Annotated in this window: 12 protein-coding genes and 1 pseudogene; 1 reads left to right on the top strand and 12 read right to left on the bottom strand. The window is 68.5% G+C overall.

Translation table 11 applies throughout. The features are described from left to right. Positions 1-127 (top strand): annotated as a pseudogene (locus HZU84_RS19650) (acyl-ACP--UDP-N-acetylglucosamine O-acyltransferase); the annotation flags it as partial. A 258-nt stretch (positions 128-385) separates the two neighbouring features. Here HZU84_RS19650 and HZU84_RS19645 read toward each other — a convergent pair. The 12 genes from HZU84_RS19645 to HZU84_RS19590 all read right to left on the bottom strand — a co-directional run bounded on the left by HZU84_RS19645 (position 386) and on the right by HZU84_RS19590 (position 9,696). Beyond that, complete coding sequence (locus HZU84_RS19645; protein WP_149503857.1) at positions 386-1,228, bottom strand: hypothetical protein; 843 nt, start codon at positions 1,226-1,228, stop codon at positions 386-388. A 10-nt stretch (positions 1,229-1,238) separates the two neighbouring features. After that, a complete protein-coding gene (locus tag HZU84_RS19640; RefSeq protein ID WP_149503856.1) occupies positions 1,239-4,487 on the bottom strand; it encodes a DUF927 domain-containing protein in 3,249 nt (1,082 codons plus the stop codon). Continuing rightward, positions 4,484-5,299, bottom strand: a complete 816-nt coding sequence (locus HZU84_RS19635) for a Rha family transcriptional regulator (RefSeq protein WP_244954524.1) — start codon at positions 5,297-5,299, stop codon at positions 4,484-4,486. Before HZU84_RS19635 ends, HZU84_RS19640 begins: the two co-directional genes overlap by 4 nt. A gap of 122 nt (positions 5,300-5,421) precedes the next feature. After that, on the bottom strand, positions 5,422-5,925 hold the full coding sequence (locus HZU84_RS19630; protein ID WP_149503854.1) for a helix-turn-helix transcriptional regulator: 504 nt from the start codon (positions 5,923-5,925) through the stop codon (positions 5,422-5,424). Continuing rightward, complete coding sequence (locus tag HZU84_RS19625) at positions 5,922-6,608, bottom strand: hypothetical protein (protein WP_149503853.1); 687 nt, start codon at positions 6,606-6,608, stop codon at positions 5,922-5,924. Before HZU84_RS19625 ends, HZU84_RS19630 begins: the two co-directional genes overlap by 4 nt. Continuing rightward, positions 6,605-6,799 carry a hypothetical protein gene (locus HZU84_RS19620; RefSeq protein ID WP_149503852.1) on the bottom strand — a complete coding sequence of 65 codons (195 nt, stop codon included), beginning with the start codon at positions 6,797-6,799 and terminating at the stop codon, positions 6,605-6,607. Before HZU84_RS19620 ends, HZU84_RS19625 begins: the two co-directional genes overlap by 4 nt. A 100-nt stretch (positions 6,800-6,899) precedes the next feature. After that, a complete protein-coding gene (locus HZU84_RS19615; protein WP_149503851.1) occupies positions 6,900-7,238 on the bottom strand; it encodes a hypothetical protein in 339 nt (112 codons plus the stop codon). Then, complete coding sequence (locus HZU84_RS19610) at positions 7,235-7,552, bottom strand: hypothetical protein (RefSeq protein ID WP_149503850.1); 318 nt, start codon at positions 7,550-7,552, stop codon at positions 7,235-7,237. The genes HZU84_RS19615 and HZU84_RS19610 overlap by 4 nt, the downstream gene beginning before the upstream one ends. A gap of 2 nt (positions 7,553-7,554) precedes the next feature. Continuing rightward, the gene (locus HZU84_RS19605) at positions 7,555-7,791 is read right to left on the bottom strand and encodes a hypothetical protein (RefSeq protein WP_149503849.1); all 237 of its coding nucleotides are present in this window, start codon (positions 7,789-7,791) and stop codon (positions 7,555-7,557) included. Between the two features lie 320 nt (positions 7,792-8,111). Next, on the bottom strand, positions 8,112-8,546 hold the full coding sequence (locus HZU84_RS19600; RefSeq protein WP_149503848.1) for a hypothetical protein: 435 nt from the start codon (positions 8,544-8,546) through the stop codon (positions 8,112-8,114). Beyond that, positions 8,543-8,797: a helix-turn-helix transcriptional regulator gene (locus HZU84_RS19595; RefSeq protein ID WP_219341020.1), complete on the bottom strand. Its 255-nt coding sequence runs from the start codon at positions 8,795-8,797 to the stop codon at positions 8,543-8,545. Before HZU84_RS19595 ends, HZU84_RS19600 begins: the two co-directional genes overlap by 4 nt. Positions 8,798-8,898: 101 nt before the next feature. After that, a complete protein-coding gene (locus HZU84_RS19590) occupies positions 8,899-9,696 on the bottom strand; it encodes a hypothetical protein (RefSeq protein WP_149503847.1) in 798 nt (265 codons plus the stop codon). Positions 9,697-10,123: the final 427 nt, after the last annotated feature.

Here is a 10,123-nt window from a genome sequence, read left to right as displayed (position 1 = left end):
CTACACGATCGTCGGTCCGCATGTCGAGATCGGCGCGGGCACCACCATCGGCCCGCACTGCGTGATCGAGGGTCACACGACCATCGGGCGCGACAACCGCATCTGGCAGTTCTGCTCGCCGGGCTCGCGGGCGTGGCTGGCTGGGTGCTGCAGGCCGCAGGGGTCGGGGTCGCCCGGTGCCGGGCACGTCCAGCAGCGGCAGCGGGCCGGCGTCGGCCAGATCGACGGCCGCAGGTGAGCACCAGGAAGAAGGCCACGGGACCAGACCGGGCAGCCGGCCGGCGCTGGCCAGGTGCTCGCCCAGCTCGCGGACGTGGCCGGGTGGGCGCGGGCGGCCGGTGCCAGCCAGGAACAAAGCCGGTGCGGGGCCGGCTTCGGGTGCGACTCACTGCGCCGCGGGTGGCGCCGGCAGGCGTGGCCATTCCGACCGACCGGGTTCAATCTCGCCAGCGCCGGCCAATGGCCACACCTCGCGCAGCACGGCCAGCGCCGAAGCGGGGAAGGCGTCGCCCTCGCGCCGCGCCGCTGTCCAGTGCGCCGCGTACACGCTCAAGCCCGGGCACTGCTCGGACTGGCGGAACCAGTGCGCCAGCAGGACCAGCACCAGGGCAGGGGCCACGCCTTGCGCATCCGCCGCGATCCGGCGCAGCGTGCGCCAGTCGTGCGGCGTGCAGGTGCGTGCCGGCTCGGTCGGGTCGGGGTCGATCGCCGATCCATCCAGCGGCCAGGGCAGGCCGGCGCACGGGACCAGATCCGCCCGCACCTCGACCCATCCCGCCGCGTAGTGGCTCAGCGGCATGTCATGGGGGCAAGCCATCCAGTCCGCCAGCAGGGCCAGCGCCGCGGCGTGGCCGGGCAGCGCCTCGGCTCGCCAGTCCCACGCCAGCCGCTTCAATGCCTCGCGCTCGCCATAGCCCAGCGCCCGCACCGATGGCGTGCAGCGGTCGCCGTCGGTGCCGTGCAGGGCCTGCGACTGGATGCGCGGCCGCAGCGCCCGGCATGTCATGGCGAACACGGCAGGCGCACCCCACACCCGGCACAGCGCGGGGTGATCGCGCCACTTGCGAACCGGCCAGGCGCCGAAGCGCCGCCGCAGCGTGGACAGCCGGCAGACCTCGCCGGTCGGCTGGTGCAGCGTCTCGGGGTCGGCGTAGTCCATGCCCTCGGGGCACAACAGCGCATAGTCCTGCAGCAGCACGGCCAGGGCTTCAGCGGTGGTCATCGTCATGGTAAGCCCTTCAGACTTCCAGACCCAGCACGCCGCCGCGGATGCGGTACACCTGCGCCGATCCCGCCTCAAAGCGAGGGGGGCGGGCCTTGGTGTCCATGCGTCGGTTGTCCGGCTGGCCGGGCTTCGGCTCCTTGCCCTCCTTGATGAGCAACCCCCGCTCATCCAGCAGGCGCAGCGCTGCCCGGTAGTCGAAGCCCTTGCAGACCTCATTCCGGAAAACGTCAACCATGACATACCAGACCAGATCAACAGGGGCCGTCCCGTTCATGCCGAAGTCGTCTGTTTTGTCCCCGTAGATCTCTTTTCTCCACCCGGCCATGTACATCGTGACCGCCTTGTGATCGGCGTCCGTCAGCTCCCAGCGCTTGAACCGGGCGTCTCCGTGGGCGCCGAACCATTGCCGGATCGACAACAGCATCTGTGCTTCATGGCTGCTGCCCATGCCGCCGACACGGGTGGACACCCAAACGTCGAAGCAGATCCGCGCCGCCTGCGTTGCCCAGCCAGCAGGCCAGCCCGTCAGGTTGCGGTTCGTGGCCATCTCGCCAGCAGCCGCAGCCAGTCCGAAGCGCCGGGCCGCCCGCTTGACCTCGCCGCCCGCGTTCTCTTCCACGGCTTCCAGCTCGAACAGTTGCATGAGTTCGCGGGCGTCGCCTTCGATGCCGTCGAAGTCGTTCACCAGGCATTCCAGCCAGGCACGCCCCAACGTGCCGTAACTGGTGCGGGCGTGGCGCTTGACGTGGGCGGACAGCTCATGACCCGTGGGGAATTCGTGGTTGTCTTCCAGGATGCTTTCCGGCGTCACCAGCGCCGGCACCGTCACAAGTCGGACTTCCTGCCCCCCCTTGATCTCGACTTGCGCGGTAGCCAGGTGCTGCGCCGGGGTGATCTCGCCCGCGGAAATGAGCATGTTCAACCATGCCGCGGTCGGGCGGTTGCCACCTGCCGCAGCGCCGCGGGTCTTGCCGGACCCGTTCGCCACCATGTACAGGGACTGTCCCAGCTCTGACGCCTTCGCCTCGCCCAGTTCGTCCAGGATCAGCGGGGCGTCGTTGTGCTGCTCGCAGACGGCCTCAAAGCCCACAAGGGTGGAATTCCACTTCTTCATGTAGCTGTCCGGGTGGTTTTCGTCTCCCATGCCGAACACGGACGACGCGGCCAGCATGATCGTGGTTTTCCCCTTGGAAGTCGGGGCAACGAAGTGAACACCCCCGCCGCCGACTTCCGGCACCAGGCGCAGCAGCGGGGCAGCGAGTGCCAGACAGACAGCGAACGTGGGGCGGCTGTTTCGGACACACAGCCGGCCGATGTCGGCTTTCCAGTCTTCCAGCGTGCCGCGGTGCTTGAAGGCAGACCGGCGCACGCCTGACGCATGGAACAGAATCGTTTCCTCGCCGTGCGTGCCGATGACTTCATCGGGCGTCACGAACACCCGGCCATGCCAGCCGGTGCGGTCGGTCAGGCGGGCGCGGTTCTCGGGTCGGCGTGTCTCCAGGTACTCGGCGAACCAGCGCCGCCGCTCGGGGTTGGACGGGACCATGAACCCGTTCGACAACAGCGCCTTCCGGTACTCGGCACCGTCGCCGCTCAGTTGCTCCCACGGGATGAACAGGGATTTGACCTTGCCGAATGCGTCGGTGAACTCGACTTGCAGAGCCGTCCCGGTGTCGTGGGTGTCACGGCACAGGGACACGGCACGCAGGGCGGTGCTGACCTTGCGCCACGATCCGCTGACCGTCTCGCCCATCGTCACCTTCCAGCGCCACAACCCGGACTCATTGACGTGGAACAGGTCGGCGCCACGGGCCGGCGCTGGCGCGTTCGGGCCGGCTTCATCATCGTCCGGGGTGTCCGGCGCTTCGGTCTTGGTGCTGCGCTTGGGGGTCTTGGTCGCCTTGGTGGTAGCCGGCTTCTGGGTGTCCTTGCCCGTGGTCTTGGTGCGGCTGGCGCGGGGCGCGGTGTCGGTGTCGGCGGTGCTGGCCGGTGCTGCCTCGGTGGCGTCGGGGTCGTGCGGGCCGGGGTCTTCATCGCACCAGGGCGGAACATCCAGCGCGGGCGCGTTGTCATCGGCGCCGCGGGTGTCGGCGTCGATCGGCTCGCCCGCAGCGCCGCCAGTCGGGGCAGCTCCCGCCAGTGCAGGCGCCTGCACAGCCGCATGGACCAGCGCCGCCACGGCTTCCAGGCCGAACGCCGTGCCCATGTCGTTGAAGTCGGAACCGCCTTCCGGCAGCGCATCGGGGAAGCACACGAGGGCCGGGCCGGTGCTGGTGTTCGCCACCCGTGCCGCAGCCGCGGCAGCCTTGCGGCCGGGGTTGCCCTTGCCCTTCGCTTCGGTGTCGCGGTCATCGTCGCCGCAGACCAGGAACAGCGCGGCCGGGTGTCGCTCCCGCAGCGCCTGGGCGATGTGCCGCAGGTTGCCAGCGTCGAAGCAGACGGCCACGGGCAGGCCGGTAGCCTCGTGGAGCGTGGCGCCGGTCGCGTAGCCTTCCGCCAGCAGCAGGACGGGCCAATCCGGCACGTCGGACCCTGCAACGTCGATCAGGTGGAAGAGCCCGGCTTTCCGGGAACGGATCGTCTCGCCCTTGCGGGCGCGGGGTCCATAGAACTTGTCCCCGATGACTTCGCCGGTCTGGCGGTCGGTCACTGGCTTGGTGAGGATGCGTTGCACGCTCCACAGCTCGCCGGCAGCGTCGCGCATGGGCACAAGGGCGGTGCCGTCTGCCAGGAAGCGCAGCCCGTGCGACTGGACACCCTTGCGGGTCAGGTACGGGCAGCCGCTCGCCGGGGGCGTGTCGCTGGCACCGTCCCACATCGCCCGGCAGCGGGTCGCCGCTTCCAGGTGGTCGGCTTCCAGTGCTGCAGCCTCTTCGGCGTCGCGCCGCTCGCGTTCGGCGTGTTGCGCGGCCAGTTCGTCAGCGGTGGGCACGGGCCGGCCAGCGCGGGGCGTGGTGCCGTCGTGGTCCGGCTTCGGGAACCGGAAACCGTGCCGCTTGGCAACGTAGAACAAGGTATTGATCTTGACCTTTCCCGGCTTGCAGACACTGCGCCAGGTCGCGGCGTCTTCGGTGGCCACGGACCCCGATCGACGCGCAGCCCACGGCATCCAGTAGTCCGCACCGTTGGCGCCGAACTGGTCGAACACAGCGAACCCCAGCCGGGCGCGTTCGTCGTGGGTGAGGTTGTCGGGGTTGATGCAGGCCAGGGCGTCGGCTACCAGCTCGGGCGTGATCTCGCGGGGTTGGCGCTGGGTGGTCATGCAGCACCCCCGATCGACTGCAGCGGGTCAGCGTCGCCAGCGTCCAGCGCCTGCGCAGTCGCCTGCGCCTTGAGCACCAGGGCGCGAAGTTCGGTCTTTCTGGTGTCGCGGTCCGCGCCGCGGATCAACAGCTTGATGTCCAGCGTCTCGACGCGGTGCAACAGCCGCAGCGTGTCGGCATCCAGCGTGCTGCGATCGACCCCGATGCACACGCCGGTCATCGCGTAGCCGATTAGGCGGGCCTCGTTGGCGTAGTGGTGTGCCTCGGTGGTCTTGCCGCGTTCGGCGCGGGTATCGGCCAGGATGGCGTTCACGGCACTGTGCGAGCGTGCCACCTCTGCCCGGATCAGCTCGCGCTCCCGGTTCATCAGGGCTTTGTGCTTGCGATGAACCGCCTTGTCCAGTGCGTTGAACGCTCTGATGAACGCCAGTCGCCAGCGCACAGCCTCCGGGCCGTTCAGGCTCATGGCCAGCACCATGAAGCCATCCTTGGTCATCCGGTATTCAGGCTGTCGTCTGCCAGATTCGTCGGTGTAGGTGATCGGCTCAAAGTTGAGCCGGTCGAAGTCGTCCGCCTTCAGGGCTGGAAGCAGCTTTTCCAGCGAGCGCAGCACGTTCTTGTGCTCCTTGCGGAACATCGCCGCGACTCGCCGGGATGTGGTCATCGGCTGGTCATGGACCAGTTCCACCAGTTCGGCGGGCGTGGTGCCGGGGAACAGATCGCCGGACGTGCCGGCGTGGGGGCGGTCGGTCGTGGTGTGGTGGGTTTCAGGCACACCAGCGGCCGAACTCGGAGAAACCAAGCTCTTCATGTTCAAGTCTTTGAAGGTGATTCCAGCGGGGCGGCTCTTTCCCTGCGCCGATGTGCCTTGCTGCGTTGTGCCTGTCGTTGTTGTCTTGACAGGCCGCCGCGCTGGAGGGGTGTTCGTGTTGTTCAGTCGGGCGCTGTCGCTGTCGCCGCCGCCGCGGTGCGCCGGGCCATCCAGGCGGACACCTGTTGAGCGTCCCACACGGTCAGGCGACTGGATGACAGCCGGATGCCAGCGGGGAAGGGGTCGGTCTTGTCCTTCATCCGGTCGAAGATCCAGGACTTCCCCGCCGTCGTCAGTGCGCACACGTCCGGCAGACGCAGCCACTGGCGCGACAGGGGCGCCGATGGTCGCGGGCCGGGATGGTCGCCGCTGCCTGCGATCAGCAGCGCCGCGCGGGCCTGCAGTACGGCCGGGCGCCCCTCCATGCCACTGTGCAGGGCATCGGCCAGCAGATCGCGCAGCGCGGCCAGCAGGTCCGGTGCCGATGCAATCAAGTGCCCGTTCATGTCGGCTTGTTCCAGGCTGTCGGCGCCACCCGAGAAGACCTCAGCCAGACACAGCCCGGCAGGGGAAAGGATGGATCGCCGATCGCAGCGCCACGGACCGGGGGTGTATGCGGTGCTCATGCGGTTCCCTTTGCCTTCGTCCAGGCGCTCGCATCCTCGGCAGTGATCCGGCCAGCGGCCAGCAGCGCAGCGACGTGGTGGGGGTCTAGGCAGTCGTCCCCCTCGGCATCGAACTCGCGCAGGGCACGAGACAGCAGCGCCCCTTCCATGTCGCCCGTGACGTGGTTGTCATCGGCGAGCATGCGCGCTTCGTCCTCCAGGGCGGCCAGCGCATCGGCCAGCGGTCGCCCGCTCCAGACCGCCCGCAGGCTGTTGGACGAGAACAGCCATTCGTCAGCAGTCCAGACGGCAACCAGGTTGTCCGGGTCGGCGCCGAAGTCGCGCAGGATGCGTTCCAGGTCATCGCTCGCGGCCCGTGCCTCGTCAGACAGCCGGCCGGAGTAGTTCCCGGCTTCGTGCCCGTCGTGGACACGCTGGAACAGCTCGGCGTGCTCGCGCAGCAGGTCGGCCAGCCGGCCAGGCTTGGCGCATGGCGCCACGCCCCAGCGCAGCGACAGCCCATCGGCGACCCGGGAAGGGATGCTGCATCCGCCCGGGTCCGGGTTGTAGCCGGCCGACACCTCGCCGTGCTGGTCCATTTTGACGTGCGCCGGCTGCGGCCGGTACTCGCGCGGGTACTGGCAGAACAGCGGCACGGCATCGGCGCCGGTCAGGTTGTCCAGGTTGAAGGTGATGGCGCTCATGCCTTGTCCCCTTGGTCGGCGGTGCGTGCGGCTCGGTGCTGGTGATACAGCTCCAGAAGTCGTGCGGTGTCCAGGTCGCGGCCCCGGTCGGTGGCATCCCACACGGCATCATCGAACGGCACCCCGGCCAGCAGCAGGGCCAGCAGACGGCGCAGGGCTTCGGCCTCGCGTCGGGTTGTGGCGGCGCTCATGCTGCACCCCCGACACGCTGAAGGACAGCCGCGCCGATGAACTGGCGTGCGGCCACGGTGGCAGCCTGCGCAGGGCTGGTGATGTTGTCGGTGTGCATGCTCAGGCCCCCCCAGCGCCGGCCAGGCGGTCGGATGCGGCCAGCTCAGCGGCCATGCCCTGCAGCTCTTCGGCGATGCCGGCGGCTGCGTGTGATGCCGCGACAGCCAGGCGCAGCAGCGTTCCCCGATCAGGTGTGGCGAACAGTGCGCCCCCGTCATCGAACTCACGTTCCAGCTCGTCGCGCTCCAGCATCTGCACCAGCAGGCAGGCGCCTGCCGATAGGTCGCGGATCTGCCCGATTGCGCTCATCACATGATCGGCCGGCAGCGCACGGCATTGGCTCGGTTCCACCCAGCGGAAAGGCGCGAAGGCGGGCTGTTTCGTCTCGGTGCTGCTCATGCTGCACCCCCGACATGGTGAAGGACAGCCGCGCCGATGAACTGGCGTGCGGCTGCGCTGGTGGTGTCGGCTGCGTCGGTGACGATGCCTTGCCCGAAGGCCAGGCGCCACGACATCAGAGCCAGGGCATCGCCCGCGACGGCATGCAAGGCGGTCGGCTCGGCGTCGGCCAGCAGCTCGCGCAGGGCGTCGGCGTCGGTGCGCAGGTCTTCCAGCAGCAGCGCCAGGGCCGCCAGGGTGCCGGCCGGCGCGGTGTCGTCAGCACATGCCGCGGCGCCAGCCTGCACCGGGCTGGTGATGTTGTCGGGGGCCATGCTCAGGCCCTCCCGCAGACGGCCAGGCGGTCGGACGCGACCAGCTCGGCAGCTTTGGCACGCAGCTCGGCGCGACGCTGGGCGCGGCGTGCGGCGTTGCGCTCGGCACGCTGGCGAGCGATGCGCAGGGCGAAAGCCCGGGCGTACTCGGCGACGGGAACAGCAGGACGGGGAAGGGGCTGCGCAGGAAGGCGCAGGGTCAGGCGGCCCGATGCGGGCGCGGTGAGGGTGTCAGCCATGTGAACGGCTCCATATCGACAGGCGTTGAACCTGCCGCCTCCCACGCCAATGAGGGGCGGCAGACCGTGCGGGGTTGGCGTACCGGGATATGGAACCGGCGTGTCCGAAGACACCCCCGCACGGCCCGCCATAGACGGAACCATGCCGCACAGCTTCACGCCACAGGGACGTGAAAAAGCCGCGACTGGCGCGGCTGCTGCGCCATATCTGCCGGGACGCCAATCCCGCATCACTGTTTTTTGCAGTGACGGGCAAAGCGTAGCACGCGGATTCCGCATCTGTCCATTTCCGTGCGCATGTTTCCGATTCTGGGCGGTGGTCATTGCTTGCCCCCGCAGTTCAGAACCGACTTCATCGCACCGTCCACCGATCCGGCAGGCACCCCAAGCATGGAATCCACCAGGCGAAGCGCCGCGGGGCCGGGCTCGTGTCTGGTGGCCACGCTGCGGAAAGCTTCGGTCAGCGCCTGATCGTCCACGCCGATCAGGTCGGCGACACGCTGACAAACGCACCGAAGCCCAGCGAGGCGGGCATTCTTGGCAGTCTGGCGCCGGTATCCCGCCGACTGGCTCAGACGACGCGCACAGGCGCCACAGGCACCCAGCGCGAAGCCAGGGAACGCCGTAGGCACGGCCAGCGCTGGACGTTCGTCGGTGCAATCTCTGCCGCAGGCCACGCAGCGGAACGAACCGCCACGCCCCCATTCGGCCAGTGCAGACGCCTGCGCGTCATGGGTCAGATGGCGCGGGTTCACTGCTGCGCCTCGGCTTCGGTGATCCGTGCCTGAATCCACGCTTGAACAGCGGCATAGCTCCAGGCGGTGCAGCGGGACGACAGCCGGACCGGCTTCACGAACTTGCCGGCCCGCAACAGGTTGTAGAGGGATGATTTCTTCAGCCCGGTGAGCGTCTCGACTTCGGCCAGGCGAATCAGGCGGTCCGGCTTTGCCTCAGCGGGGGCAGGGGTGGCGGTGGCTTGCGGGTGGGTGTTGCTGACCAGTTGCACGGCTTTGCTTCCATCGTGGTGCGTCGTTGCGATGGATTGAACTGTTCAACGACTCGACCCCATCCCGCCAGCGGATACGGGGATAGATAGGGGATAGCCCGTCAGGTGGTGGGGCGGCGCTGCTTGCGGGCAGTGGTCAAGAAAGGCTTGATGGAGTTCGGCGCGTAGGACCACGCTTCCCCTAGTGCGCACCGTGCAGCTTCGCCTTTCATGGCGCCCGGCCCGGTGGTCAGGCTTTCGTACTGGCGCAGCAGCTCGGCATAGTCCGCAGGCGTCCAATCGTCGCCCGGCTTCTTGGTGGGCTTCAGGTAGGCAGCGGGGGACAGGTTGGGATCGGACTGGATGACAGGGGGCAACAGGGCTACGAAGTCGCCAGCAATGTCAGGCGTCGCGGGCGGTCTAGGTGTTTCCAGCTCGCGCCACTTGTCCAAGATATTGGCCAGTGTTTCGCGCCAAACGCGAAGATCAGCCGCAGTGACTTCGTGCCGAACCGGCTCGTTCTGGTCGTTGACGAACAACACCATGTCCGGGTCGGGATCGCGGGCGGTCGGGACGCCGTGAGCAACGTCCCCTCGTCCGGTCAGCCAGACGTTTGCAACCGTTATCGGGTGGGCAATGGCCATGCACCAACTTCCGGGCCTGTAGCGGGCGTGGTTCTGCCCCATGACGGTGCGCAGTTTCATCTTCACAGGGCGAATCGTAAACGGTAGGTAGTCCGTCACTTCGCATTGCACGGCACGTGCGCTGCGTGGCACGGCGGCATGCAAAGCAATATGCTTTTCTGCGCAGAACCCCAGCAGTGTGGACACGTCCCAATGTCGCCCAGTCTTGTGCACAAGGTGAGATACAGCCTCACTCAGCGTCAGAAACTCGGGCACGAATGCCGGTTCATTCGTCATCGCTGCGCCCCTTCTGGCGCCCTTCATCGTGGAGCCACGGCAGGCGGGTGAAGGTGCCCCGCTTTTCGGTTCGCGGGCCTATCCGTGACAGCCTTGATGGTAGTCCGACCCATGCCCCCGATGTGGTGCCGTCTATGCTTGAAGGGCCAGCGCTGGCCAGGTGCTCGCCCAGCTCGCGGGCGTAGCCGGCAGGCCGCAGGGGTCGGGGTCGCCCGGTGCCGGGCACGTCCAGCAGCGGCAGCGGGTCGGGGCCGGCCAGATCGACGGCCGCAGGTGAGCACCAGGAAGAAGGCCACGGGACCAGACCGGGCAGCGGGTCGCAGGTGTCGGGGCTGCCCGGTGCCGGGCACGTCCGGCAGCGGCAGCGGGTCGGGGCTGGCCAGACCGACGGCCGCAGGTGAGCACCAGGAAGAAGGCCACGGGATCA

Source organism: Sphaerotilus sulfidivorans (assembly GCF_013426975.1).
Classification (GTDB): domain Bacteria; phylum Pseudomonadota; class Gammaproteobacteria; order Burkholderiales; family Burkholderiaceae_C; genus Sphaerotilus; species Sphaerotilus sulfidivorans.
Note: the sequence above shows the minus strand (reverse complement) of the source record. Positions and strands in the feature narration are given on the sequence as shown.

Coding starts and splice junctions, on each gene's coding strand:
- HZU84_RS19615 (WP_149503851.1), bottom strand. CDS start 7,238: ATGAGCAGCACCGAGACGAAACAGCCCGCCTTCGCGCCTTTCCGCTGG.
- HZU84_RS19605 (WP_149503849.1), bottom strand. CDS start 7,791: ATGGCTGACACCCTCACCGCGCCCGCATCGGGCCGCCTGACCCTGCGC.
- HZU84_RS19590 (WP_149503847.1), bottom strand. CDS start 9,696: ATGACGAATGAACCGGCATTCGTGCCCGAGTTTCTGACGCTGAGTGAG.
- HZU84_RS19640 (WP_149503856.1), bottom strand. CDS start 4,487: ATGACCACCCAGCGCCAACCCCGCGAGATCACGCCCGAGCTGGTAGCC.
- HZU84_RS19630 (WP_149503854.1), bottom strand. CDS start 5,925: ATGAGCACCGCATACACCCCCGGTCCGTGGCGCTGCGATCGGCGATCC.
- HZU84_RS19620 (WP_149503852.1), bottom strand. CDS start 6,799: ATGAGCGCCGCCACAACCCGACGCGAGGCCGAAGCCCTGCGCCGTCTG.
- HZU84_RS19610 (WP_149503850.1), bottom strand. CDS start 7,552: ATGGCCCCCGACAACATCACCAGCCCGGTGCAGGCTGGCGCCGCGGCA.
- HZU84_RS19635 (WP_244954524.1), bottom strand. CDS start 5,299: ATGAAGAGCTTGGTTTCTCCGAGTTCGGCCGCTGGTGTGCCTGAAACC.
- HZU84_RS19645 (WP_149503857.1), bottom strand. CDS start 1,228: ATGACGATGACCACCGCTGAAGCCCTGGCCGTGCTGCTGCAGGACTAT.
- HZU84_RS19625 (WP_149503853.1), bottom strand. CDS start 6,608: ATGAGCGCCATCACCTTCAACCTGGACAACCTGACCGGCGCCGATGCC.